This window comes from Devosia epidermidihirudinis (assembly GCF_000971295.1).
GTDB classification, from domain to species: domain Bacteria; phylum Pseudomonadota; class Alphaproteobacteria; order Rhizobiales; family Devosiaceae; genus Devosia; species Devosia epidermidihirudinis.
Window position 1 is genome coordinate 155,910 of the sequence record NZ_LANJ01000044.1, and the last position, 25,375, is coordinate 181,284.

A 25,375-nucleotide genomic window follows, 5' to 3' on the forward strand; every position below is an offset into this window, starting at 1 on the left:
CGGCTATTCCAGGGCAGGCGCCACTTCGTTGGCCGTGCCCTGGATAAAGTCGATATCGGCCAGGTCGTACTTGGCCTTCAGCTTGGCGACCGAGCCGTCAGCTTCCAGCGCATCGAGCGCAGCAACCACCTGGCGCTTGAGCGTGAGATCACCCTTCCACAGCCCAATGCCGATCGGGTAGCGCTCCTCATTGCCGGCGACCCATTCCACCGTCCAGTCATTGGCGCCAGCGATCTGGCGGGCCGTAAGCGCCTCGCTGATGCCCGCATCGTAGGTGCCGTCGCGCAGCCCTTCTGCGAGTGCCGCAGACGTGTTGACGATGCGCGCCTTGACGCCTGAGGCGCGCAGGGAGCGGCTGAGGGCGACACGGTCAAGCCCGGTCAGCCCGGCAAAGAAACCGACCGTCTTGCCTTCCAGCGTGTCAAGGGGCTGGGGCGAGACCACCGCCCAGCCAGTCGACAGATAGGCGTCGGTCGCATCGAGATAGGACAGCACGGGTCGTGTCAGCGCAATGCCACCGGCCACCAACTGGCATTGGGCGCGGGTAATGCGCCAGCTGCGCGGATTAAAGTCCTTGGCCATGGCGGCATTGGGCACCACATTCAGCGTCACATGCAGCTTCTGGGCAATCAGCGCCAATAATTCCTTGTCGAAGCCGGGATGAGCAGGGTCATCGGTCACCAATGGCGGATAGAGCGTGGGCATGCAGACGTTCAACCGTCCCGACCGCTCCAGCTCGGAAAACGAGCTATCGGTGGGCAACAGATAGACCGAGCCCAAAAGACCAAAGATGACCACAAGCGTGCCCACGTCGCCAAGCCAGCGCGGCCGCACCCGCTTTTTGGGACCACTCGATTGCACAGCGCCGGTTGCCATGGATCAGGCCTTCCGGAAATCAAACAGCGCCCAGGTGAAAAACACCACGGCGATCACAGCCAGAACAATGGGGCCCAGAGACGGATTGAACTGGTTGAAGTTGATAAAGGTTCCGCGCAGGGCATCCACCGCATAGGTGATGGGGTTCCACTCAACGATGGTCACCAGCCATTCGGGATAGACCACCAGCGTCTGGGCGCGCGTGAGCGCCGGATCGAGCGGAAACACCGAACTTGAGGTGAAGTAGAGCGGCAGGATGACAGCATTGGAGAAAACCCCGAAGCCTTCAAAGCTGCGAATATGATTGGCGATGACGACGCCGAACGAGGTCAGCCCGAACGCCAGAAGGAACATATAGACCAGCCCCAGCGCCAGCTGCTCGAAGGTGAACGTCACATCGGCAAAGCGCGCCAGCACAAGCACGAGGCATCCATGGAATACCGCAATAGTGGTACCGCCCAGGATCTTGCCGAGCAGTGCTGCCCAGCGCGGCAAGGGCGAGACCAGCACTTCGCGCAGGAACCCGAACTCGCGATCCCAGATCACCGACACCGCCGATTGCACGGAGGTGTACATGATGTTGAGAACAACGATGGCCGGGAAGATGAACTGGATATAGGTGTAGGGGATGGCAAAACGCACTTCGCCAAACACCTCACCCCGGAAATAGGGGTTGAGGCCGATACCCATGATCAGCACCCACATCAGCGGACGGCTGACGCCACCAATCAACTGGCCACGATCGCGCAGGGCGCGTTTTACTTCGCGCAGCCAGATCGCATAAATTCCGCCAAGCAGACCCAAAGCCGGTCCTCCCCAAAAAACCTCAGACCGCGGACCCGAGGTCGCGACCGTAAAAATCAGATTCCGGATCGGTTAGCACCAGAGTGCGGATCCGATCCCACAAATAGGCGCGCAGCTCGATGAAGCGCGGCTCGGCGCGCACGTCGTAACTCCAGCGCGGCCGCTCCAGCCCCACATCGATGACCTCGAGAATGCGCCCGGGGCGCGGCCCCATCAGCACCACCTGATCAGCGAGCAAAATGGCTTCATCGACGCTATGGGTGACGAACAGCGCCACCGAGCGTCGCACGGTCCAAAGCCGCATCAGTTCGATCTGCATCAGCTCGCGCGTCTGCGCGTCGATGCTGGCAAAGGGCTCGTCCATGAGGAGGATTTTCGGCTCTGTCGCCAGGGCGCGGGCCAGCGCCACGCGCTGACGCATGCCGCCCGACAGCTCGCTGGGATAGGCATCGCCGAAGCGCTTGAGCCCGACCAGCTCGATATAGCGATCAGCCCGCTCGCGGCGCTCGGCCTTATCGGGCAACAGATCGGCCAGCGCGAACTCGACATTGCCGCGCACGCTCGACCACGGAATGAGCCGGAACGACTGGAACACAAAGCCCATGTCAGGGCCCGGCTCGGGCACCTTGCCCGAAACCAGCACGGAGCCGCTATCGGGCTTGATCAGGCCGTTGACCATGCGCAACACCGTGGTCTTGCCGCAGCCCGAAGGCCCCAGCAGGGACACAAAAGCCCCGTCGCGCACGGACAGATCAACGTCCTTGAGCGCAACGGTGCCGCTGCCCTTGTTGGAGCTGAAGGTTTTGGAGACGCCCTGCAGCACGATGCGCGGCGCATTAGCCTTCACATCGCTCGCACTTGCTTGCGTCAGGGCGTCTGGTGCGATCATCGCGACACGACATCCTGATTGGCATCGGTGCCCAGCTCGGCCAGCACTTCATCGAGCACGGTGAAGTCGGCCCACTCGGTGAGCGCCACCGGACGGGTCGAGGCGAAGTCTTCGCCCTCGTACATCGAGCTCACACTGTAATCGAGTTCGGCCTTGTTGAGGCCGCCATTGACGCTCCAGCTTTTGGCAAAGCTGGTGCCCAGAGTCTCGAGCGTCGCCTTGTCGATATCGGGCCGGGCTTTTTCCATAGCCGCAACCCAGACCGAGGGATCGGCCGCAAAATCGCGCGAGGCCTTTACCAGCGCGGTGATGACCTTTTTGACGTCGTCATGGCGCTCGTCGAGCACCTTGGCGGTGACGATGTTGACCTTGCTGACCAAAGGCGCGGCTGCGTAATAGGCATCCTGATCGATCAGGACATGCAGGCCCGTCGTATCGGGAATGGAGCTCCACACGCCGATCGAGACGGTGGTTGCATCCACCTGCCCGGCCACCAGCGCCTGGGCGCGCACATTGGGCTGGCCGAGAGCGACAAATTCAATGCCGCTGGTGTCAACGCCACTGGCCTCCATGACGTGGGTGCTGAGGGACTGATCAAGGCTGCCGGGGCGACCAATGCCGAAGCTCTTGCCAGCAAGATCAGCAGGCGTTGCAATGGCGTCTTTGGCGGCGATCAGGAAGGGCAGCGACTTGTTGGGCGAGACGACGGCGCGCAGATCATCGGCGCCACCGGCGACCAGTAGCAACAGCGCATCGACGCCGATATTGGCCATCTCGCCTTCACCGGCCTGAATGGCGGCCAAGGCGGATGGCGTCTGCTGCACGCGGACCAGCTCCACCTCGACGCCTTCGCGCTCGAAATAGCCTTCCTGCAGGGCCAGATCCATCACCGAATTGGGCACCAATGGGGTTTCAAGATCGGTGACAATCAGCCGGAACGGCTCGGCTTGCGCGGGCGCAGTGGCCAGCATCAGCGCGGCGATCAATGTGCCAACAATTCCAGTTTTCATTTTAGCCCTCCAGTTTTTGCAAGTGATGAAAATCGATCAGACAATGACTTCGCTTCGCCGCCAGCGGCCAAGACGGACTTCGAGGAAACGCAGCGCCTCGGTGACGATCACCCCGATCAGGGCCAGCGTCAGCACGATGACGAAATACTCCGCCATACGGAACGTGTTGCCATAAATGGCCAGCAGGCCACCGAGGCCTTTGACGGCAGTATAGAGCTCGGCAACCACGGTGTTGATCAAACCAATCGTGGCGCCGACACGCAAGCCAACCAGAATGAACGGCACCGCACCCGGCAGCATGATCTGAGTGAAAATGCGCGACTTCTTGGCGCCCACCGAGCGCGCCATTTCGATCAGCTCCTGATCGGAATTCAGCGCACCGGCATAGGTGTTGATCAGGATCGGCATGACGGCGCCGAGGAAAATGATGAGGATCTTGGCCTGCGGTCCCAGCCCCAGAAACACGATGATCAGCGGAATGAAGGCAACGCGCGGGGTGGCGGACAGCGCATAGACGAAGATTTCCAGCGTCTTGCCAATCGGGCGAATGGTGCCCATCACCAGCCCGGCGGGGATGCCGACCAGAATGGCGACGCCATAGCCGCCCAGATAGATCGACAGGCTTTCGCCCAGCGCCGACATCAGACGGCCTTCCGCGATCAGGCGCTGCGCCGCCAGCACCGTCGCCCATGGTGACGGCACAAGATTGCGCGCCACCATGGTGGATGCCAGCCACCATAGCCCGATCAGTGCAGCGAGAAAGGCCAGCCGATAGGCCGCTATCTTCATGAGCGGCGGCCTCGCCTGCCAGCAGCGCCACGCTTTTCGTGTTCATCTGCGCCCCGGTCGCGAAGCTCGCGCCCGGTCAGGGTCAGGAAGACGCTTTCAAGGCTGGGCACATCGAACGAGACCTGCTTGATGCGGCTACCGAACTCGCCCAGGAACGCGTCGGCAAAGCCGGGCGCGCTGGCATCGATGATAAGGCTCCCATCCTTGCTGGTCTGGACAATGCCGAACTTCGCAGTGATCGCGGTTGCGGTCTCCGGATCGCGCGGGGTGACGCGGGCGGTCTCCTTGCCATGGGCATGCTTGAGTTGGCTGGGCGACCCATCGGCAATGATCTTGCCGTGATCGATGATCGAGACCTGATCGCAGTTCTCCACTTCCTCAATGTAGTGGGTGGTGACAACGACGGTCAGATCGCGCTGCTTGCGGAGCGTGTCGAGATAGCTCCAGATGCCAGCGCGCGACTGCGCATCAAGGCCAACCGTGGGCTCGTCGAGGAACAAAATACGGGGTTTGTGCAAGAGCGCGCGGGCAATTTCGAGCCGTCGTTTCATGCCCGACGAGAAGGTCCGCACCACGGCGTGGCGCCAGTCCTCAAGCTCAACCAGGGCGAGCAGCTCGTCGATACCCTGCTTCCGGTCTGCCGCCTTCACATTGTAGACGCGGCCATGGAAGTCGAGGTTTTCATATGCCGTCAGCCGATCATCAAGGCTGGGTTCCTGGAACACGACGCCAATGTTCTGCCGAGCCTGCAGCGGCTGACGGGCAATGTCAGAGCCAGCCAGAAACGCCTGCCCACCATCGGCGCGCAAAATGGTGCAGAGGATGTGGATCAGCGTGGTCTTGCCCGCGCCGTTTGGCCCGAGCAGGGCGAACATGGTGTTGTTGGGCACGGTGAGGTTGACCGCATCGAGCGCCACCATGCGGCCATAACGTTTGGTGAGGTCAGTGACGACGATGGCGTTCTCTGCCGGATTGGACGTGTGTTCAGTCAAAGCAGTACCCCCGCGGCACGAAGATCGCGCAGAAAAAACCGTTTCATGTCGATGGCCGACGATAGCGCAAAAAACTGCCCGCCGCGGCGCACCAGGCGTTGGCGCAGATCGCGCTGGAACTCCGCCAATGCCGTGCGGTAGTCGGCCAGTACGGCCTCATCCAGCACGGTTTCTAGTTCGTCGCCGGTCTCGTCATCGACCAGTAGCATGCTGCCGGTACCGACGCTGGATGGATCAATCTCTTCGGGCGCAGCGATCTGAACGCCAATCACTTCATGGCCCTGCCCGTCGAGCTGCTCGAGCGCGCGGACAATACCCTCGTCCCACCAGTCACTGACCACAATGACATAGGCAGCCTTGCCCATGTCGCGCGCGGCGCGTTCGATATCGCGACCGAAATCCGCCTGCCCGCCCGGCTTGAGACCGTCAAACCAGCTAAACAGCAGATCCGAGCGTGCGGGACCCTGCAGCGGCTGCGACCAGCGGAAGGCGCCGTCCCCGGAGAAACCGACCTGCACGCGATCCCCGGCGGCGAGGCCAATAAAACCCATCACTTGGGCAACTTGCGCCGCCACTTCGTATTTCTGCGGCGAGCCCGCCAGCATGGAGCGGCTACCATCGAGCAGCACATAGACGGGCAATTGCCGATCGACGAAATACTGCCGCACATAGGATTCCCCCAACCGCGCCAGCACACGCGGATCCAAGTGCCGCACGTCATCACCAGTGCGATAGGGCCGGTGTTCAGCAAATTCGATACCCACGCCCTTGCTCGACGAGCGGCGCTCGCCAATGCCAACCGATGGCGCCGCACGGTTCATCGTGAACCGCGCGGTCGACAACTGTTCCAGAAGGAGTGGGGATGGCCTCACAGCACGCCCTTTATGCTGGCGTCGAGCAGCTTGCCCAGCAGCGCTTCAAGCGAAACGCCATCGGCCTTGCCTTCGAAATTGAGGTGGACGCGGTGGCGCGTGGTGGGCTGCAGCATGGCTTTGACGTCGTCAAAGCTCACATTGAAACGACCATTGAGCAGGGCATGGCCCTTGGCCGCCAGCACCAGCGCCTGCGCGCCGCGCGGGCTGAGACCAAAGCGCAGATAGCGTCGGACCTCTTCGGTGGCATCCGCCGCGCCGGGCTGTGTCGAGATGGCGAAGTTGGCGATGGCCTGGCGCACATGGTTGGCCATGGGCACGCTGCGCACCAGAGCCTGCAGCGCGATGATATCTTCTGGAGTCAGCAATTGCTGCGCGACAGCATCGGTATTGCCCGTGGTGCTATCGAGAATGGCGGCCAGCGTTTCGGCGGTCGGCAGGGGCACGTCGAGCTGAAGCAGGAAGCGGTCAATCTGCGCTTCGGGCAGAATGTAGGTGCCGTCCATTTCGAGCGGATTTTGCGTGGCCAGAACGAAGAACGGCGATGGCAATTGCATGGTGGTGCCGGCGGCGCTGACAGTGCGCTCCTGCATGGCTTCTAGCAGGGCCGACTGCGTGCGCGGCGTCGCGCGGTTGATTTCGTCGGCCAGCAGAAGCTGCGTGAAAATCGCGCCGCGCTGGAATTCCAACGTATTGCGGCCATTGGTGTCGGGCACCAGAACCATAGAGCCGGTAATGTCGGCCGGCATCAGATCTGGCGTGAACTGAACGCGGGCAAACGACAGACCGGCGGCCGTCGCAATCGTGCGCACCAGCAGCGTCTTGCCGACACCCGGAGGGCCTTCGAGCAGCACGTGACCACCGGCGATCAGGCCGATCAGCAGATCTTCGATGACCCGGTCCTGACCGAGCACAACCTTGCTGATCTCGCCCTTCGCAGCCGCCAGAATGGTCAGCAAACGGGTCATTTCAGCATCGGCAATTTTGTCGGCAGCGATGGCGGGTGATGACATATCAGACGATCTTTCGTGCACTAGAGCGCGTGAGCGGGTTCGGAAACGATGGGGCGAGACGAGGACGCCTTGCGCCCCGACGGTGATTTGGGCTGGAGCTGGCGCGGCTTGATCAGGCTGGTGTAGCGCACGGCAAGTTCGAGCATGAACAGCGCCAGCGCGATGGCCAGCCAGAATGGCCAGACCGAGTGCAACGTCCAGCGATCAACGCTCGGGGGTGGTGACACTGACGCGGCCTCGAACTGACCGCCTGTTGCGGCGACCAGCTGGCGCAGGCCGACATCTGCCACAGGTTGACCCAGATTGGCCGAATAGCCCAACGCCAGTGTTTTGCTATTGGATACGCTGCCCGCCGTAGCGTCAAAGCGATAATGGCCTTCGACGGACGGCGTGACCTCGGCGCCATAGCGGTTAGCGCCGAGAGGGCGGAGCGTGATGGGCTGCGCAACAGCATCGGTCCCGGTGACTGTGAGCGTCGGAACAGTGCCAAGGCTCGTGCCCTGCACATTGACCTCAACGACGAAGCTGTCGCCGCGCTGGGCAATGTTGACGACGACATCGCTGCGGTCGACCGGCGGCAGGAACTGACGGATAGCCTGCGCCCAGAGCGCTGGATAGCTGTCGAGCTGCTGCCATTGTGCGGACCATGGACCAACGGCTTCGGTGGTCAGCGCCAGCACCTGTCCGGCGCCATAGCGCCATGAGGCAAGCAGCGGCATCGGCTCGCCCTTGGTGTCGGGCACAACCATGGATAGAGATGCCTCGGGCTTAGCCGTGGTCAAAACAAACCCATCAATGGTCGGCATCTGTGGGGGTAGGCCACGCAGGAACGCTTCGTCGCGTGCAGCCCAGAGCGGCTGGGTGGTGCCCTGCTCGATGGGCGAGCCAGACAGCAGCATCGCCTCTTGTGACAGAATCGAGGGCAGAGCCGCGAAGTCATCGGTGGCATGGAAGGTGCCGCCGCCGAGGCGGGCGATCTGCTCGATCAGCGTGCGTTCGGCGCCCTTGCCGATGGACACGGAAGAGACCGTGATGCCGGCATTGCGAATTTCGGTAAGCAGGCCAGGGAAATCGGCGGGCTGGCTCAAACCATCGGTCATGACGATGATGTGACGCGCAGGCGTGTCGGTGCTGCGCAGCATCTCATAGGCCGCTTCCAGACCCGGATAGACCGATGTCCCGCCGCCGGGATCGACATTGCTGAGCGCGGTGGCGACCACTTGCGGATCGTCGATGCGCTGCAGGGGCAGAACCGCCGTGGCTTCAGAGTCAAAGACGATAACGCCGACTTCGCTATTGCGATTGAGCAGCCGCACGGCGGCCAAAGTCGCCTGCTTGGCAATATCGAGGCGCGTGCCATTGCCCACGGGCTGCTGCATGCTACCTGAGCGGTCGAGCACAAACACCAGCGTCGCTTCAGGCGCATCGCGTGGCACGCGACTCGACAACGGCGAGGCGCGTTCAAGCGGGGTTTCAAGATAACCGCCAGGGCCAAAGCTGTTGGGGCCGCCAAGGATCAACAGGCCCAATCCCTGCTCGGCCACAGCGCTTTCGAGCTGCTCCTGCTGCTGGGTAGTGAGAGCAATAGCCGGCACATCGAGCAGGGCCGCGCCATCATAGGCTTTCCACTCTTCGATGCGATAGGGCGCAGCCTTGGGCTCAAGCGCAACGCTGGTGATCCCCTGACTGTCAAGCCAAGCCGAGAATGCCGCGCCGCGTTCAGGATCATTGGCGATGACGGCGATCTGCCCGGCACCCTTGGCGTCGACAATGGTTGTGAGCGTGTTGTTGGCGGCAATCGTGTCGCCGGTCGCGGTGACGGTCAGCGCGTAGGCGGCGCTGCCCTGAGTGACGTCGGCGATGATGGTTTCAACGCGATTATCGCCGGCGACCAGCGCCACCTGCTGCTCGACCAGCGGCTCGCCGTCTCGCGTGAAGCGCAGCGTTGCGGCTGTATCGCGTGTGGCGTGAACGAAACCAACCAATGCAAACGTGTCGCCGCCAAAGACCGGCATGGGCGCGTCAAGCGACGTGACGGACACCAGATCATCGAGAGGCGTTGGGGCGAGGCTATCGAGTGTGACTTGACGAGTAGCAAGGCTATCAGCAAGAGCGATCATCCCCGAAGGATCGGACTGCGCTGCGCCGGAAACAACGATCTGGGCGGGCTCGCCAAAGGGGACCGTCGCGGCGGCGAGTTGGATGCTCGCAGCCAGATCGGCAGAACGGGTTGGCGCTGTGGTGGTCTCGCCAAGCGTGGGTGGCGATGCGGCCAGGATGGTGGTGTCAGCGCCGGCGATCTCGGCTCCGCCGGGCGCAATCACACCCACCCGATGCGCATCGCTTTGGTGCAGCGGGAAGGCGACATCGAACAGGGCCAGTGTGGCGAAACCCAGCGACAGCAGGCGCAGGCCCGCCACCACCCGGCGGCGCGTGCTGAGGGGATTGTCCGACCGCAGCGCAGCAAGGTGAAGGAAGCGCTCGCCACCGCGACCCGACAGGATGGCCTCCGCAATCAGGATAACCAGCACCAGGGCGATGAAAACGGGCCAGAGCGGGATCGGGAAATCCGTTGTGGCTGTGTTCGTTTCAAGCGCGGGCGTGGCTGTTTCCGCGACAGGATTGATCGCCAGCACTTGGCGATGGACGCCATGAGCGAGGGTGTAGAGACCTGCGCTGGTCGGCGTGAAGGACGCGCTGCGCAAAGTGGTTGGCGTCACACCCGACACATCGGTTCGGGTGATCGTGCCACCAGCAAACCGCGCATCGAGCGTACAGGCCTGACCGACGAGGCATGAGGGACGCAGCACCGGCTGGGGCGCAATGCCGAGCCATTGTACGAGGTTTGCGGCAAAGACCGGCAGGCTTGGCTGCTGGGGCCAGTTTGACTGGCGTGGATCAAACGCCAGCGTCACCTCGCGACCGTAGTCGGTCTGGGCAGCGGCAATGAGTGGCGTCGTGCCCGCGCGCAGCAGAACTTCGCTGTTGGCAGATGGCGTGATAGCAAATGACGCGCTGGCGGAGAGCCCGGTCCAAGCGATGGTGCGCATCAGGGGGTGGGCCATGTCGGCCGCGGTCGGCGATGCCTTGCCTGCGCTTGGTAGGGACGTGGTGCCGACGCCTGCATCGCCAATCCACAACACATTCGTTTCCGCCTGACGTGTCAGATGGGCATTGTCCGCAACAACCAGCGCGAACTGGCCGACATCTTCGGGCAGGCCGGCTGCCTGATAGATCGCCGCGCCATCGATGGCCTTGAGCGCCGCCAGCATCGGCTGGTCGCCTGCACCAATGTACAAAATATCGAGGGGGGATGGACCTGCACCGGCGACGAACCAGGCATGATTGTCATGCGCGTTGGCATCTTCAGCGAGAGACACCGAGATAATGCCTGGTCCCGGCAGATCGAGCGGGAAGCTGAAGGTCTTGTCGGACGCCGGCGCATTGGTTTCGAGCGGATTGCCAATGGTGCGGCGGGACCATTCGAGGGGTTGCTCGGCAGCATTGGCAGCGTAGCCAATGATGATTTGGGTGCCGCCAATACCAGCGCCAAAATGCACGCTACCGGTCAGCGTCCAGGCGTTTGGCGTGTCGGGCTTGGCGACCAGTTGCGCGGTCAGGCCAGTATTGGGCCGCGCGATGGCGGGAACGACGCTTTCCTGCGCGATGGTTTCGGCGCTGGCCGATAGATCAATGGTCTGCGCACGGTCGGAATAGACGACAACCTGAGTGTGCCCACCCTTGTGCACCAGCGACTGGATCACCGAGGCAACACCGGACCAATCGGCCGGCGCGTCCTCGGCCGATACGGACGCAACGGCAGCAGCCAGACCGCTTTCACCCAGCGGACGCGCAGCAACGATGGGCACGCTGTCGATACCGACCGCGATCAGCGAGAAGTCACCGCCAGCGGAGGCGGTTTCGAGGCGCTCGGCGATCTGGCGTTTGGCGACATCGAGCACGGTGCCGTCATCGGTGTCGGCCTGCATGGCGCCAGAGCGATCAAGCACAAAGATCCAGTGATCAACCGCCTCGCCGCGCGTCCACAAGGGCTGCGAGAGGGCTGCGGTGATGCCAAGGACGGCGAGCAATTGCAGGAACAGCGCCCAGCTCGGCTTGGGCCATTGCAACACGCGATTGCGCCGCAACTGGCCGCTATTGAGCTTGCGCCAGATGACGAGGCTGGGCACCGCGACGGTGCGCCGCCGCCGAATGTGGAACACCAGCACCAACACACACAGCGCCGCCAGGGCCAATGCAAGGGGTGCTAACGCGATCATTGTGCGGTGTCCGTTTTGGCCGGACGATTGAAGTAGCGCGCAACGACAGCATTGGCATCAGGACTGATTGCCTGGCGGCTGACGATCTGCGCGTTCTGGCGCGCCCAGTCGCCACTTCTGTCACCACCCAGATCGGTCGACGCGCTAGGGACGGCGGAGGTGGGTACATGCATGCGAATGCTGCTGCCCTCTTGCGTGTCATCGGCAGAAATCGACATGGTTTCGGTTGGATCGGCCATGGTTTCGAGGAAACCTTTGCTCTCGGCCAAAGCCTGCGACCCACCGCCAGCGATATTGCTTTCGCCCTTGCCCGATTGGGAAGCTGCGCCCACGGGGAGCGACCCGGCGCTTTCAAAGGCCTCGTCTTCCATCGGCACAGCGGAGAACTCGCCACCGGCCAGACTGGAGTTTTCGAGCGAGCCTTCGCGCTGCGCGGCCGCATTGTCCATCTGCTTGCCCGAGGGTGGGGTTGGCGTGGCGCCTTGTGACATACGGTCTTCGGGCAGGTTGTACATATCCGCAGACGAGACGCGCGGACGGTTGGCTTCACTAGGCATTTTCGCGCGTTCCGCAGCGGCCTGCTGACGGGCGTCGCTGAAGGCACGCGCGCTTTGCAGCACCGCCCCTGGATCGCCCGGCTCATTGGCCAGCCAATTGGGCAGACGCCCGTCATAACCAGCCGAGGCGTGATTGATCAGTGCTTCAAGCTGCGCCCGCAATTCAGTTGGCGGCGTGGTGCCGGAGCGCGCAGTTTCAGCCAGCTCCTTGAGGGAATTGGCGACGGCCTTGAGGTAGTCGCTGCTGCGCCGATCCGCATCCTCAGCCAGCAACTGCGCCAGCACTTCGATGTCATCAGCCGAATAATCTGGTTCTGCGGGTGGGACTTCTGCCACGGCGGGCGCGGCAGGCGCAGCGGCATTGCCACCGACATAGACATGGGCTGCCGCCGCACCACAGGCAGCGAACACCAACACCGCCAGGCTGACAGCCAGCAAGCGTGAAAAAATCGGAATGGCCTGGGGCACGCGGATGCCAGCGGCGATCTGCTCGGCCTGTCCACGCAGCGAGCGCGCCACGGCATTGTCCTGTGTGCCCAAAGGCGACACATCAATGGCGGTCGACAGCGCTTCGGACAAGTGAAGTTTGAAATCGGCCCGACGGGCGGTCTGCGCCAGGGAAGCGCGCTGCAGCAACAACAGCGCAACGACCGCGAAAATGGCAAATCCGGTAATCAGCGCGATGGGAAGCGCCATGCTGCGGCCAGTCTGACCGAGCGTCAGCAGAGCAATGATATAGGCTACGCAACCAATCGCGGCGACCAGCGCCAGAGTGGGCAACATACGGGCCAGTGCCGATCGCCAACTGATGGCAACCAGAACCTTGTCGATGTGCGACGTGCCGACGCGCTCCATGCTGTGTGTATCCCCGCACACTTGGCGCTGTCCGAGCCCGGCCGCAATGCGACCGGGATCGGATACGTTATGTATGCGTCTGTAAGTTTACTTGCCGACGAGCGCGGCCAGTTCAGCGAACGCGTCCTTGACCTTGGCAGGACCGCGAGCGCCTTCGATGTCAGCCAGGTTGGCTGGGTCTTCGCCGACAACGATCAGACCGACCATCGCCATGGCGAAGTGCGGAGCGCACTTGTAGCCATACGCGCCGGGAACGTCGAAAGTGACGCTGAATTCTTCGTTGATCTTGCTCTTGAACTCATTGCCGCCCTCAGGGAACATGCCCTTGATGGTCTCGGCATTGTGGCCCTTGTCGGTCGGGATGAACTTCACAGTGTCACCGACAGCGATCTGCAGGAAGGCTGGCTCAAAAACCATGGTCTTGCCATCAGCGCCCTTGTTCAGCATGTGAACTTCGAACTCAGCGGCGGACAGGGACAGCGTGGTCGCAAGTACCAAAGCGGCAGCCGTCAAAATGCTACGAAACTTCAACTCAAACTCCTGATAGTGCAAATGGTATGAAGGGACATTCGCCCCCGCATGGCAGAGCGCCATCCGTAAACGAAGTGCGCAAGGGTTGACACCCTTTCACGCAATATTGCCATACAATTTGAAGTCCTCCGCTAGCCACGATACGGCCTCCCCCAAGCGCTATCAAGACCAAATGCCTTGCTTTGGCGGCTTTGGTCGTACGCATTTCGTCCAATACGAGGAAGCCTCCGTTTTGCTCAAAGGCCCGGAATCCGGGCGATTTGTCGCATCCGGGTTTTGTCCCCTCAGCGGCCAACACAAACGCGCATGGAAGTGTGGGTTGCAGCGGGTCCAAGTTTCGCGTTGAGTTTGCCCGGGCCGATCCGCCCCAAATTTCAAGCAATTGCTGAGGGAGAAGACGCATGAACAAAACCGCAATTTTCGCGGTTCTGGCTGTTTCGACACTGATGACTTCGAGCACGTTCGCACAAGCACCGCAGAAGGTTCAGGTGGGCAACAGCCAGCAGGAATTTCCCGAAAGCGTGACCTCAACGTCGGACGGCACGCTGTTTGCCGGTAGCGTGGCGCATGGCACGATTTTCCGCGCGGCACCGGGCGCCACCAATGCCGACGTATTCATCGCCGCACCAGCCGAGGGCCCATCAGCCGTGCTCGGCGTTTATGCCGATGAAGCCAATGGCAGTCTCTGGGCGTGCTACGCAGATATGGCCGCATTCGGTGGTGGGGAATCCCTGCCGTCCGTGTTGCGCAGCTATGACCTGACCACAGGCGCACTCAAGGCCAGCGCCAGCTTCGACGGCACCAGCCTGTGCAACGACATCGCCACAACGGCTGACGGAACTGCCTATGCTGCCGACACCTACGCTGCACGGATCGTGCGCGTAACGCCCGGTAGCGAAGCTGCCGAAGACTGGGCGGCTGACGAAATCCTGGCTGGCGCAGACGGGCTGTCCTTCGGGCCCGACGGCCACCTCTACGTCAACAGCGTCACCACCGGAAAGTTGGTGCGGATCAATGTTGGCAGCGATGGCGCAGCCGGTGACATCACCGATCTAACCCTGTCGGAGGAATTGCTGGGACCAGACGGCATGCGCTTTGGCGATGATGGCCTGCTCTACATCGCCGAAAACGCCAATGGCCGCGTTGTTGCCGGCAAGATTGACGGCGACAATGTCACCATCACGCCAGTGCCCGGCGATGTCTATGACTTCCCCGCCTCGCTGACCAAGGTTGGCGATACGCTCTGGGTGTTGGAAAGCAAGCTGGGCAAGATGGGCGGTGCCGAAGATCCAGGCGCGTTCTTCATCTATCCCGTAACGCTGCAGTAAAGCGTTTTGTCGGTGGCGGGTTGCCTCGCCACCGACCATTACGACGCAATCGGCGCGCGGCGCTCGTGTTCCTCGTCGGTGAACATTCTTGAGCGCGTCAGAAACCGACGCTCGGTACCATTATCCAGACTAAACATGCCCCCGCGCCCCGGAATGGCATCGATAATGAGCTGAGTGTGCTGCCAATACTCAAATTGGCTGGGCGACATGTAAAACGGCGCGCCGCCGATTTCGCCCATCTTCACGTCGCGATCCCCGACGATGAAATCGCCCTCCGGATAGCACATTGGCGATGAACCATCGCAACACCCGCCCGACTGATGGAACATCACCTTGCCATGGCGTTTTTCAATGCTGGCAAGCAGGTCCAGCGCGGCCGGGGTGACGACAACGCGTTCAACGAAATCGGTCATGTTGCCTCGCCTCCTGTCATGCCCTTGCGACCGCAGCGTCATTCCGGTGGGCCCCGCCGGGGAGGAGATGGGGTTGAGGTCGGTGACCCACCGGAATGAAGGATTGTGGATGGGGGCGGCCACGATCCGCCCCCATCCTGGCAGTGAAGAAACTCAGAAAAAGCCGAGTTTCTTCGGGGAGTAGGACACCAGCATGTTCTTGGTCTGCTGGTAATGATCGAGCATCATGCGGTGGTTTTCCCGACCGATACCGGACTGCTTGTAGCCACCAAAGGCCGCGTGGGCTGGATAGGCATGGTAGCAATTGGTCCAGACACGCCCGGCCTGAATGCCACGACCAAAGCGGTAAGCGCGATTGGCGTCACGCGTCCACACACCGGCGCCGAGGCCATAGAGCGTGTCATTGGCAATCTCGAGCGCTTCGGCATCGTCCTTAAAGGTGGTGACCGAAACCACCGGCCCGAAGATTTCTTCCTGAAAGATGCGCATCTTGTTGGTGCCGGCGAACACCGTCGGCTTGACGTAATAGCCGCCCGACAATTCGCCTTCGAGATTGTTGCGCTCGCCACCGGTCAGCACCCTTGCGCCTTCCTGCTTGCCGATATCGAGATAGCTGAGAATTTTTTCGAGCTGCTCGGACGAAGCTTGCGCACCAATCATGGTGCTCATTTCAAACGGCGAACCCGCCTTGATGGCTTCGACGCGCTTGATGGCCCTCTCCATGAAGCGATCATAAGCCGACTCCTGGATCAGCGCGCGACTTGGGCAGGTACACACTTCGCCCTGGTTGAGCGCGAACATGGCAAAGCCTTCGAGCGCCTTGTCGAAGAAGTCGTCGTCTTCGGCGAGTACGTCAGCAAAGAAGATGTTTGGCGATTTGCCACCCAGCTCCAGCGTCACTGGGATGAGGTTCTGGCTGGCGTACTGCATGATGAGGCGACCGGTCGTCGTCTCGCCGGTGAAAGCAATCTTGGCGATACGGTTGGACGAGGCAAGTGGCTTGCCCGCTTCAAGGCCAAAGCCGTTGACGATGTTGAGGACGCCGGGGGGAAGAATGTCTTCGATCAGTTCCATCAAGTACAGGATCGAGGCCGGGGTCTGTTCGGCTGGTTTCAGCACCACGGCATTACCGGCTGCGAGCGCCGGGGCCAGCTTCCACACCGCCATCAGGATCGGGAAGTTCCACGGAATGATCTGCCCGACCACGCCGAGCGGTTCATGGAAGTGATAGGCGACGGTGTCGTTGTCGATCTCGGAAATCCCGCCTTCCTGCGCGCGAATGGCACCGGCGAAATAGCGGAAGTGATCGATAGCGAGCGGAATATCAGCGGCTGTCGTTTCGCGGATCGGCTTGCCGTTGTCCCAGGTTTCAGCCAGCGCGATCAGATCGAGGTTTTCCTCCATGCGGTCGGCGATCTTGTTGAGCATCACGGCGCGCTGCGCCACCGAGGTCTTGCCCCAGGCAGGTGCAGCCTTGTGCGCTGCGTCGAGCGCCTTTTCGACATCCGCGGCTTTCGAGCGCGCCACTTCGCAGATCACCTGGCCGGTGACGGGCGAGGTGTTTTCAAAGGTCTCGCCGTCCACAGCGTCGACCCACTGGCCACCAATGTAATTGCCATATTTGGCCTTATACGGAGACTTGGTCCGCTGGCCGACGAATTCTGGTTTGTTCATGGCATCCTCCCATTTTTGATGCCAACTCCATTGCAACGGCCGTGCCAGAACGCGCCAAGTACTTGATCGCAATGGCGAAGATTTTGTGATCCGCAAGACGCTGGACGCGCGCCGAGATCGGATGCAACACTTTGCAACAACCAGAAGCGATGGCCGGTGCAACACCTGTTGCAAACTGCCACAACTGGGAGGGATGGAGAGATGCAACCGGTGTCCGTGGCCGCCCTGGCCGCAGCGCGCGAAAAATTCTTCTCTGGTCAGTCATTGCCGGACGGGCTCGTTCCCGCACCGATTCTGCGGTCATGGCAACGCTGCGCCGAACAGGGCCTCGACGCCGGAAGTTCCATCCGCGCCGAGCCCATGACGGCGAGTGAGCTGCGCGCGCTGCACGAGCAGAACGAAGCCCTCCGCCTGCTGTCGCGATCCGAGCTGGTGTCATTGCGCACCGAGGCCCGGCTGACCGACAGCGTGGTTATCCTCACCGACGCGAAAGGATTGGTGCTCGACACGGTTGGCAGCCCGGAATTTGCTGGACAGGCGGCCGAGGTCTCGCTGCGCCCCGGCGTCGCGTGGTCAGAAACTTCTACCGGCACCAATGCCATCGGCACCGCACTGGCAGAGCGTCGCGCCATCGAGGTGCATGGCGGCGAGCACTTCTTCGAGCAGGACGGCATCCTGCATTGCGCGGCGAGCCCGATCTTTGACCCCTACGGCAAGCTGGCGGGTGTGCTCGACATGTCCGGCCATGCCTCCACCGAACATACGCACGCCATGGGGCTGGTGCGGCTGGCAGTAGAGCAAATCGAGCACCGCTTCTTTAATCGCGCCTTCGATGAAATGACCGTGGTGCGCTTTCACCGCAGCGCCGACCTGTTGGGCACGACGCGCGAGGGCATTCTGGTGTTCGACGGGGCGCGGCTGGTGGCTGGCAATCGCCGCGCCATGCATCTGGTGGGGCTTGATCGGAAGGCCCTGCGCCAATCGAGCATGGATGCGATCTTTGAGAATGTGGGGCTGGCGGTCGATCATGGTGAGCTGCGTGCCCGCAATGGCGAGCGCTACTTTGCCTCGGTCAGCGCCCCGCGCGCCACAACGCCCACTGTCATTGGCACCCTGCCCCGCGCGCCCAAGCCGCGACGGGATGGCCCTTATTTCACGGCTGAAACGCAAGCCGACCTGGCCAAGGCCATCCGATTGGTCAATGCCGAAATCCCACTGCTCATTACCGGGGAAACCGGCGCGGGCAAGGAAGTGTTCGCGCGCCATCTCCATGGCCAAACGGGACGCGCGGGAAAACCCTTCATCGCCATCAACTGCGCGGCGCTGCCCGAAAGCCTGATAGAAGCTGAACTGTTCGGCTATGAGCCCGGTGCCTTTACCGGTGCCCGCAAATCGGGGGCCAAGGGACTGGTGCAACAGGCCGAGGGTGGCATTCTGTTCCTCGACGAGATCGGAGACATGCCGCTACTGCTGCAATCGCGCTTGCTGCGGGTTCTGCAGGACAAAGAGGTCTCGCCCCTCGGCGGCGGTACGCCAAGCAAGACCGATTTCGTTGTGATCTGCGCCACCAACCGCGAGCTGACCGCCATGGTGGACGCTGGCACCTTCCGCGCCGACCTGTACTTCCGCATCGCGCAATTCACCATCAATCTGCCAACGCTATCGGATATGCCCGACCGCAGCGCAGTGGTGGAAGTGCTGTGGTCACAATTGGGCGGCAGCCACGGACAACTACCGCCGACGACGGTCAATCAATTGGCCGATCGGCCATGGCCCGGCAATTTCAGGGAAATGGCGGGCGCGTTGCGGGCCCTAGCCGCCCTGCATGATCCCGGCGAAACGATCACGCTCCAATCACTCGCGCCTGTTGCGCCCAGCGTGGGGCCGACACCGACGCTCACTGGAGATCTGGGCACGCTGACCGAAACGGCGATGCGTCGAACAGTCGAGCAGCATAGCGGCAATCTCTCGGCGGCAGCGCGAGCGCTGGGCATCGATCGGTCAACGCTGTATCGCCGACTGGTTTGGAAAAACTGAACCCGGCTTTCGGGCCATCGCTCATTCCTCAGGCAGCGGGAACCGCACCTCGACGGTGACACCATCATCGCTGGAAACCATGTCTACCGTGCCATTCAGCTGGGCGGCGAACGCCTTCATCAGCCGTGAGCCCATGCCGGTGCCGGGCGTCGGTGGCAGGGGATTGCCGTTATCGTGGATGACCAGCAGCGCATTTCGGTCGTCATCCAGCGTCAGCAGAATGGTGATGGCGCCAGGACGACCGTCGGGGAAACCATATTTGAGCGCATTGATCACCGCTTCGGTGATCAGCTGACCCAGCGGCATCACGGATCTGTTGGGTATCGTGACCGCCGCAATATTGGTCTGCAGCGTCACGTTTTCCGAGGAGGCATCAACGATCTGCTGCGCAATCGAATTGATATAGTCCGGCGCCGACACGTCGACATAGCTATCGGTGCGATAGATATGTTCATGCACCGCCACCATGCCCTGAATGCGGGGCTGGATTTCTGCAACCGGGTCCGCGCTTTTGGCGTGCAACCGCACCAGCGACAACACCGACTGCAGGTTGTTCTTCACCCGATGGTGGATTTCGAGGAACAGGATTTCATTGCGTTGCAGCGACGTGGCGAGATCGGCAGAGACCTGCTCATGCCGCCGAATAAGCCGACTGTTACGCAGCGCCGCATAGCCCAAAAGGCCCGAAATCGGCAGCAGCACCGCCAGGGTGAACAACACCTTGGCCCAGTACGAATTCAGCATATCATCCGTGCTGATGCCGATTGCGGCAACCAGAGGCGCTCCATCCACCCGCGCAAAGCCGATCGCGCGCTGCACGCCATCAATCGGCGACTTTCCGGCCGAGTAGGCGCCCGTCTCTGCAGAGAAATAGATCGCGACAAAGTCTTCGGGAAGCGGAGTATCATAGACCGCCGTTGGCACTTCGGGCAGACGTGCCGACAACCAGCCATCCTCATGCACGAGGTAGGCATTGGAATCCTTGCCGCCCACACTCAGCCAGGTTTTATTGAACACCTGCATGGGCGCGTAGGCCACCGCCGCACCGACGAATTGATCGCCGCGACGCAGCGCCTGCCCCACCGCAAAGGTCATCTGACCGGTAACGCGGTCCGCGATCAGGTGCGACACGACCCAGTCGGCACCCCCCTTGAGTTCCTGGAAATAGCTGCGATCGCTGATATCGACGACATCAGCATCAACCGCCAGGAACTGCTGCGATACGCCACTGGCGTCATAAAGCACAATGGCGACACCATCAGGCAAATCGTCAATGACGTCGCCCAGTACGACGCCTGTGTTGCCCGCAGCTTGAAGTTCGCTGCTTTGCCGCTCAACGCGCTTCAACACCTGCCGCGCCACATCGAGATACCAGCGCACGTCAGTGGCCATCGAGAGCGCATAAGCGCGGGCGCGATCCTCGCCCTCGCTGGTTACGCTGCGATAATCGGAGATGAATTGCGTCAATGCGAGACCGAAGGTCACAACAATCATGGCCACGGCAATCACCGTCGCTACATGCGAATTGGAGCGCGTACCGGTTGGGCTTGGCGTGGCGTCCGGCTGTCCGCCGGTATTGCTTGTGGTAACTACGTCGGCCTCCTTCAAGCGGCTAGGAAGCCATTTGGAAATACAGAAGTCAAACGCCTTCCCGCACCTTGAAAAAATAGATCAGGCAGCGAGAGGCATGCAAAGATACAAATCGAATGGCCATGATCTAGCATCTTTTGTGCACCAAGCCCAACCATTTCCAAGTTTGGCAAGCGCGGGGCGGCCATGGCTATTGTTCCGCAAAGTAGAGGCTGTCACGCCCCGTCGTTTTACTGTGGTACAGCGCATCATCCGCACGGCGATAAAGCGTATCGAGCGACTCCGTCCCATCAAATACAGCGGCCCCCATGCTGACAGTCATGATCCCGCGCGGAGCCGTGTCATGTGTCAGCGCCAGCTCGCGCACTCCGTTCAGTATTCCTTCGAGCGGAACCTTGGCCCGTGTCACGTCGACATCGAACAGGAAAATGCAGAACTCCTCGCCGCCGACGCGCGCAGTAATGTCGAGTGGGCGACGAGCGGAGTGACGGATAACGTCGGCCACTTTCTGCAGCGCGACATCGCCGCCCGCGTGACCATAGTGATCGTTGAACAGCTTGAAGTGATCCACATCGACCACCGCCAGGATGGCAGGACGCTGCTCGCGTGCGCAATGACGCAAGCCGCTTTCCACCCGCCAGCGAAAGGCCCGACGATTGGGCAGGCCGGTAAGCGGATCGATCGAAGCCTGGGTGGCCAAAAGCTTGCGCAACAGGAATTGTTTGCGTTCCGAGCGTTCGCGCAGATAGCCGCCCATGGCAGCCAGCGGCAGCGCCACCAAAATCGTCAGGAAGAGTTGCAGGCTTTCGTGCAGCAGGGCCGGTGAGAGCACCAGAATCGTGGTGACAATTGACATGACCGCGACGGCCACGGCCAGAAACAGCGCCTGCCTAAAGCGGAGACCGATGGGGAGAAACGCCGCCATCACCACCGCCACCTGCGCACTATCGACGGCAAATGTCCCCATGGTTTTGGCCATGTTTGCCGTCAGGCTCACTGCCAGCCCAAGCAGCAGGTAGATAACCACAACAAGGCGATCATACCGCACAAAGCCGCGCCGGACTTCGATCGCAACCGCGACAAGCCCGCCAAGCACGATGGCTCGGCTGATGAACAGCATGGCCACTTCGAGGCGCCAATCGCCCGGTGGCAGGCCAAGCACCCGGACAATGTCGAAGACAGCAAAGCAGGACCAGATCGCAATGGCGCTGGCCGCGCAGATCAGCGTCGAATTGCGTTGGTCACGAAGCAGCGTGCCGCGGAATTCCTGCTCCGTCTCGGCATCAAATGAGGGCTCAAGATCTTCCTCGCCACCGAAGGAAAAAGGCGCGCCGTTCACAAAAAACACTTTCCCAACATAAATTTAGCATCACTCTGCCTCACGACATCTAACTTTGCGTTACCGCCCACCTACGCATTCGCGGGCGCGACGGAACCGTCTGTCGTTCACGCAAAAAACAACTCCTGGGCAGTGAACCTTTTGCCCCCACGCCAATTCTACTCTTGGACAGTGACGCTCATTCGTGGGCAGGGGACTGTCAGACAGTGGCCAAAAGACATGATGTGCAAGATTTGCTTAAGCGCAGCGAACCATTCCCAGAGTGGTTCAAGTTCTCTTTTCGCGATGCGAGTGCCATAACAGGCAGAGAGAAAACATAAGGCGAAACGCACATCAGGAATACTCTCACGTCATCAATCTATCCCTTCCCATAATCTTGCGAGCAAAACGGGCGCAGCGCCAAGGCGCAGGCGTCATATGGAGGCTGGAATGCAATTAGGTATGGTCGGCTTGGGCCGCATGGGCGCCAACATGGTGCGGCGTCTGATCAAAGCGGGACACCAATGCGTGGTTTATGACGTGAACCCGCAAAGCGTTGCCGATCTGGTTGCAGAAGGGGCGATTGGGGCTGCGACGCTTCCCGAATTTCTGGGCAAGCTCGACACACCCCGCGCCGTCTGGCTGATGTTGCCTGCGGCCATCACCACCCGTATCGCGCTGGAACTGGCCGACCAAATGCAGCCCGGCGATACGCTCATCGATGGCGGCAATTCTTACTATCGCGACGCGGTAGATCTCGCTGCCCAGCTCTCACCCAAGGGCATCAATGTCGTCGATGTCGGCACCAGCGGCGGCGTCTGGGGTCTGCAGCGCGGCTATAGCCTGATGATCGGCGGCAACAAGGACGCCGTGCAGCGCCTCGATCCAATCCTTGCAGCGCTGGCGCCCGGTCAGGACGGCAGCGGCGCGACGCCCGGCACGACCGACACCGCCTCGCAGGGCTATCTCCACTGCGGCCCAACCGGCTCCGGACACTTCGTCAAAATGGTCCACAACGGCATCGAATATGGCCTGATGGCCGCCTATGCCGAGGGTATCAACATTCTCAAGGCCGCCAATGCGGGCGAACACGCGCGCGACGCCGACGCTGAAACTGCGCCGCTGCATGACCCACAATATTACCAGTTCGATATCGACCTGGCCGGGGTCGCCGAAGTCTGGCGGCACGGCAGCGTCATCAGCTCATGGCTGCTCGATCTGACAGCGGGCGCACTCCGGGGCGATCCGACGCTGGCCAATTTCGGCGGCAAGGTGTCCGACTCCGGTGAAGGCCGCTGGACGCTGCGTGCGGCGGTCGAAACCGGCGTACCGGCGCCGGTGCTCTCGTCGGCGCTGTTTGCCCGCTTCTCCTCGCGCGACAATGACGAGTTTGCCAACAAGCTGATGTCGGCCATGCGCTTCGCCTTTGGCGGCCACCACGAAAAATCCTGATCGCGAGAACCGCCATGACCAAGACCCGCGCCGACGCCCTGGTGATCTTTGGGGTCACCGGCGATCTCGCCCACAAGATGATCCTGCCCTCGCTGTACCAGATGGTGCGGCGAGGCCATCTGACCGAACCCGTCATCGGGGTGGCGCTGGATGATTGGACCAAGGACCGGCTTTCTGCCCGCGCCCGCGACGCCGTGACCAACCAGTTTGGCAACGTTGACGAGGCGGTCTTTGCCAAGCTCGAAAGCCTGCTGCATTATGTGTCGGGTGATTACAAATCGGCCGACACCTTCGAGCGCCTGAAGCAAGCGCTGGGCGGTGCGCAACAGCCGCTCTACTACCTCGCCATTCCGCCGTCCCTCTTCGGCGTCGTTATCGATGCGCTTCAGACTGCCGGCATTGCCCGCAATGCAAGGCTGATGGTCGAAAAGCCCTTTGGGCACGATGTGGCGTCAGCCCAGGCGCTTAACGCAGTCCTTCATGCCGTGTTCGAGGAAGATGCGGTGTTCCGCATCGACCATTTCCTCGGCAAGGAGGCCATTCAGAACCTGCTGTATTTCCGCTTCGCCAATGCGATCGTCGAGCCACTGTGGAACCGCACCTATGTCGAGAGCGTGCAGATCACCATGGCGGAAAACTTCGGCGTCACCGGGCGCGGCAAGTTCTATGACGAAGTCGGCTGCATCCGCGACGTCATCCAGAACCATCTGCTGAACGTGCTGCTGTTGTTGACCATGGAACCACCGATCACCAGCGCCTCGGACGATCAGAGCGACGAAAAAGTGCAGGTGCTCAAGGCTATTCGGCAACTGACCCCTGCCGATGTGGTACGCGGCCAGTTCAACGGCTATCGCGATGAGCCGGGTGTTGCTCAGGCCTCGACGGTTGAAACCTTCGCCGCCATTCGCCTCTTCGTCGACACCTGGCGCTGGAAGGATGTGCCCTTCTATATCCGCGCCGGCAAGAACCTACCGGTGCGCGCCACCGAAGTCGTCGTGCGCTTCCGTCGGCCACCCATCGCGCTATTCGACGACGTCTCCGCCGCCGACGCCAATTATCTCCGCCTCCGTGTCGGCCCCGAAGTGATGATCGCCCTCGGGGCGCGTCGCAAAGCACCCGGCGGCGAGATGGTAGGCGAGGACGTGGAGCTGACCGCGGTTGATGACACTGTCGACGACATGATGCCCTATGAACGCCTCATCGGCGATGCCATGGACGGCAAACGGCAGCTATTCACCCGCCAGGATGCGTCGGAACTGGGCTGGCGCGTGTTCGATCAGGTCCTCGACCAAAAAGACCAGCCCGCACCGTATGCGCCCGGCACTTGGGGTCCGGCCGATGCCATGAAGGACTTTACTCCCCTCGGCGGCTGGGTGGATCCCAAGCCTTGATCCGGAGCGCACCATGACTGACCAACAAAATCAACCCGTCGTGCTCGCCGTCGACATCGGCGGCTCCCATGTCAAGGTCTTGAGCAGCGCCGGTGGCGCAGAGCGCAAGGCCGTTTCCGGGCCCAAGATGGATGCCGCCGTTATGGCGGAGGCCGTTGAAAAACTGGCTGACGGCCTGCAATTTGACGTGTTGGCCCTCGGCTATCCTGGCCCCGTCATTCACAACAAGATTCTGTCGGAACCGCACAACCTCGCCACAGGCTGGATCGGCTTCGATTTTGAAAAGCGCTTCGGCAAACCCGTCAAAATCGTCAATGATGCGCTGATGCAGGCCATCGGCAGCTATGATGGCGGACGCATGCTGTTCCTCGGCCTCGGCACAGGTCTGGGCGCCGCCATGATCGTCGACAATGTCGCCCAACCCATGGAAATCGCCCATCTGCCCTATCGAAAAGGGCGCACCTTCGAGGACTATCTGGGAGAGGCCAGCCTCGAAAAACGTGGTTTAGAGAAGTGGACCAAGCACGTCTTCGATGCCACCGAACAACTCACCGCCGCCTTGGAGCCCGATTACGTGGTGATCGGAGGCGGCAATGTCACCCGCCTCAAGACGCTGCCTCCAAACGCCCGCCGTGGCGACAACACCAACGCCTTCAAGGGTGGCTTCGCCCTATGGCTCGACGAGAGTCTGAAGGTCTAGCCGT

General features: G+C 61.6%; 20 protein-coding genes. 5 read left to right on the forward strand and 15 right to left on the reverse strand.

Features of this window, described 5'->3' with window-relative positions:
• Nucleotides 1-3 precede the first annotated feature (3 nt).
• The 11 genes from WH87_RS15210 to WH87_RS15260 all read right to left on the reverse strand — a co-directional run bounded on the left by WH87_RS15210 (nt 4) and on the right by WH87_RS15260 (nt 13,468).
• Nucleotides 4-876, reverse strand: a complete 873-nt coding sequence (locus tag WH87_RS15210) for a substrate-binding periplasmic protein (RefSeq protein WP_046140731.1) — start codon at nt 874-876, stop codon at nt 4-6.
• A gap of 3 nt (nt 877-879) precedes the next feature.
• The gene (locus WH87_RS15215) at nt 880-1,680 is read right to left on the reverse strand and encodes an ABC transporter permease (RefSeq protein ID WP_046140730.1); all 801 of its coding nucleotides are present in this window, start codon (nt 1,678-1,680) and stop codon (nt 880-882) included.
• A gap of 22 nt (nt 1,681-1,702) precedes the next feature.
• A complete protein-coding gene (locus tag WH87_RS15220; protein WP_082092724.1) occupies nt 1,703-2,569 on the reverse strand; it encodes an ABC transporter ATP-binding protein in 867 nt (288 codons plus the stop codon).
• Nucleotides 2,566-3,579: an ABC transporter substrate-binding protein gene (locus tag WH87_RS15225; RefSeq protein ID WP_046140729.1), complete on the reverse strand. Its 1,014-nt coding sequence runs from the start codon at nt 3,577-3,579 to the stop codon at nt 2,566-2,568. The genes WH87_RS15220 and WH87_RS15225 overlap by 4 nt, the downstream gene beginning before the upstream one ends.
• Before the next feature lie 36 nt (nt 3,580-3,615).
• Complete coding sequence (locus WH87_RS15230) at nt 3,616-4,368, reverse strand: ABC transporter permease (protein WP_046140728.1); 753 nt, start codon at nt 4,366-4,368, stop codon at nt 3,616-3,618.
• Nucleotides 4,365-5,360, reverse strand: a complete 996-nt coding sequence (locus tag WH87_RS15235; protein ID WP_046140727.1) for an ATP-binding cassette domain-containing protein — start codon at nt 5,358-5,360, stop codon at nt 4,365-4,367. The genes WH87_RS15230 and WH87_RS15235 overlap by 4 nt, the downstream gene beginning before the upstream one ends.
• On the reverse strand, nt 5,357-6,181 hold the full coding sequence (locus tag WH87_RS15240; RefSeq protein WP_052726658.1) for a DUF58 domain-containing protein: 825 nt from the start codon (nt 6,179-6,181) through the stop codon (nt 5,357-5,359). Before WH87_RS15240 ends, WH87_RS15235 begins: the two co-directional genes overlap by 4 nt.
• Before the next feature lie 47 nt (nt 6,182-6,228).
• Nucleotides 6,229-7,245 carry an AAA family ATPase gene (locus WH87_RS15245; protein ID WP_046140725.1) on the reverse strand — a complete coding sequence of 339 codons (1,017 nt, stop codon included), beginning with the start codon at nt 7,243-7,245 and terminating at the stop codon, nt 6,229-6,231.
• Between the two features lie 20 nt (nt 7,246-7,265).
• Nucleotides 7,266-11,525, reverse strand: a complete 4,260-nt coding sequence (locus tag WH87_RS15250) for a VWA domain-containing protein (RefSeq protein ID WP_082092725.1) — start codon at nt 11,523-11,525, stop codon at nt 7,266-7,268.
• Entirely contained in the window at nt 11,522-12,937 is a 1,416-nt protein-coding gene (locus tag WH87_RS15255; protein WP_046140723.1) for a hypothetical protein, read from the reverse strand. The genes WH87_RS15250 and WH87_RS15255 overlap by 4 nt, the downstream gene beginning before the upstream one ends.
• An 87-nt stretch (nt 12,938-13,024) precedes the next feature.
• A complete protein-coding gene (locus WH87_RS15260; RefSeq protein WP_046140868.1) occupies nt 13,025-13,468 on the reverse strand; it encodes a pseudoazurin in 444 nt (147 codons plus the stop codon).
• Nucleotides 13,469-13,869: 401 nt separating this feature from the next.
• Here WH87_RS15260 and WH87_RS15265 point away from each other — a divergent pair, with 401 nt between their 5' ends.
• The gene (locus WH87_RS15265; protein WP_052726657.1) at nt 13,870-14,796 is read left to right on the forward strand and encodes an SMP-30/gluconolactonase/LRE family protein; all 927 of its coding nucleotides are present in this window, start codon (nt 13,870-13,872) and stop codon (nt 14,794-14,796) included.
• Nucleotides 14,797-14,834: 38 nt separating this feature from the next.
• On the opposite strand, the gene WH87_RS15270 is transcribed toward WH87_RS15265, so the two are convergent.
• The gene (locus WH87_RS15270; protein ID WP_046140722.1) at nt 14,835-15,209 is read right to left on the reverse strand and encodes a DUF779 domain-containing protein; all 375 of its coding nucleotides are present in this window, start codon (nt 15,207-15,209) and stop codon (nt 14,835-14,837) included.
• 153 nt (nt 15,210-15,362) lie between these two features.
• Complete coding sequence (gene adh, locus WH87_RS15275; protein ID WP_046140721.1) at nt 15,363-16,883, reverse strand: aldehyde dehydrogenase; 1,521 nt, start codon at nt 16,881-16,883, stop codon at nt 15,363-15,365.
• 201 nt (nt 16,884-17,084) lie between these two features.
• On the opposite strand from adh, the gene WH87_RS15280 reads away from it, so the two are divergent.
• A complete protein-coding gene (locus tag WH87_RS15280; RefSeq protein WP_046140720.1) occupies nt 17,085-18,920 on the forward strand; it encodes a sigma-54-dependent Fis family transcriptional regulator in 1,836 nt (611 codons plus the stop codon).
• Nucleotides 18,921-18,941: 21 nt separating this feature from the next.
• Here WH87_RS15280 and WH87_RS15285 read toward each other — a convergent pair whose 3' ends face one another.
• Entirely contained in the window at nt 18,942-20,414 is a 1,473-nt protein-coding gene (locus WH87_RS15285) for a sensor histidine kinase (RefSeq protein ID WP_245622439.1), read from the reverse strand.
• Between the two features lie 286 nt (nt 20,415-20,700).
• Nucleotides 20,701-21,849: a GGDEF domain-containing protein gene (locus WH87_RS19110; protein ID WP_156458252.1), complete on the reverse strand. Its 1,149-nt coding sequence runs from the start codon at nt 21,847-21,849 to the stop codon at nt 20,701-20,703.
• 360 nt (nt 21,850-22,209) lie between these two features.
• Here WH87_RS19110 and gnd point away from each other — a divergent pair, with 360 nt between their 5' ends.
• From gnd to WH87_RS15305, 3 genes are read left to right on the forward strand one after another with little or no spacing between them, the layout of a single operon-like run.
• Nucleotides 22,210-23,280 (forward strand): phosphogluconate dehydrogenase (NAD(+)-dependent, decarboxylating), encoded by a 1,071-nt coding sequence (gene gnd / locus WH87_RS15295; RefSeq protein ID WP_245622440.1) that lies wholly within the window; start codon nt 22,210-22,212, stop codon nt 23,278-23,280.
• A gap of 14 nt (nt 23,281-23,294) precedes the next feature.
• A complete protein-coding gene (zwf, locus tag WH87_RS15300) occupies nt 23,295-24,671 on the forward strand; it encodes a glucose-6-phosphate dehydrogenase (RefSeq protein ID WP_046140717.1) in 1,377 nt (458 codons plus the stop codon).
• A 13-nt stretch (nt 24,672-24,684) separates the two neighbouring features.
• Nucleotides 24,685-25,371 carry an ROK family protein gene (locus WH87_RS15305; RefSeq protein ID WP_046140716.1) on the forward strand — a complete coding sequence of 229 codons (687 nt, stop codon included), beginning with the start codon at nt 24,685-24,687 and terminating at the stop codon, nt 25,369-25,371.
• Nucleotides 25,372-25,375 lie beyond the last annotated feature (4 nt).

Excerpts from the sequence above, each read along its gene's own strand:
- WH87_RS15210 (WP_046140731.1), bottom strand. The coding sequence starts at position 876 with ATGGCAACCGGCGCTGTGCAATCGAGTGGTCCCAAAAAGCGGGTGCGG.
- WH87_RS15220 (WP_082092724.1), bottom strand. The coding sequence starts at position 2,569 with ATGATCGCACCAGACGCCCTGACGCAAGCAAGTGCGAGCGATGTGAAG.
- WH87_RS15225 (WP_046140729.1), bottom strand. The coding sequence starts at position 3,579 with ATGAAAACTGGAATTGTTGGCACATTGATCGCCGCGCTGATGCTGGCC.
- WH87_RS15230 (WP_046140728.1), bottom strand. The coding sequence starts at position 4,368 with ATGAAGATAGCGGCCTATCGGCTGGCCTTTCTCGCTGCACTGATCGGG.
- WH87_RS15240 (WP_052726658.1), bottom strand. The coding sequence starts at position 6,181 with ATGAACCGTGCGGCGCCATCGGTTGGCATTGGCGAGCGCCGCTCGTCG.
- WH87_RS15245 (WP_046140725.1), bottom strand. The coding sequence starts at position 7,245 with ATGTCATCACCCGCCATCGCTGCCGACAAAATTGCCGATGCTGAAATG.
- WH87_RS15250 (WP_082092725.1), bottom strand. The coding sequence starts at position 11,525 with ATGATCGCGTTAGCACCCCTTGCATTGGCCCTGGCGGCGCTGTGTGTG.
- WH87_RS15255 (WP_046140723.1), bottom strand. The coding sequence starts at position 12,937 with ATGGAGCGCGTCGGCACGTCGCACATCGACAAGGTTCTGGTTGCCATC.
- WH87_RS15265 (WP_052726657.1), top strand. The coding sequence starts at position 13,870 with ATGAACAAAACCGCAATTTTCGCGGTTCTGGCTGTTTCGACACTGATG.
- WH87_RS15270 (WP_046140722.1), bottom strand. The coding sequence starts at position 15,209 with ATGACCGATTTCGTTGAACGCGTTGTCGTCACCCCGGCCGCGCTGGAC.
- adh (WP_046140721.1), bottom strand. The coding sequence starts at position 16,883 with ATGAACAAACCAGAATTCGTCGGCCAGCGGACCAAGTCTCCGTATAAG.
- WH87_RS15280 (WP_046140720.1), top strand. The coding sequence starts at position 17,085 with ATGCAACCGGTGTCCGTGGCCGCCCTGGCCGCAGCGCGCGAAAAATTC.
- WH87_RS15285 (WP_245622439.1), bottom strand. The coding sequence starts at position 20,414 with ATGATTGTTGTGACCTTCGGTCTCGCATTGACGCAATTCATCTCCGAT.
- zwf (WP_046140717.1), top strand. The coding sequence starts at position 23,295 with ATGACCAAGACCCGCGCCGACGCCCTGGTGATCTTTGGGGTCACCGGC.
- WH87_RS15305 (WP_046140716.1), top strand. The coding sequence starts at position 24,685 with ATGACTGACCAACAAAATCAACCCGTCGTGCTCGCCGTCGACATCGGC.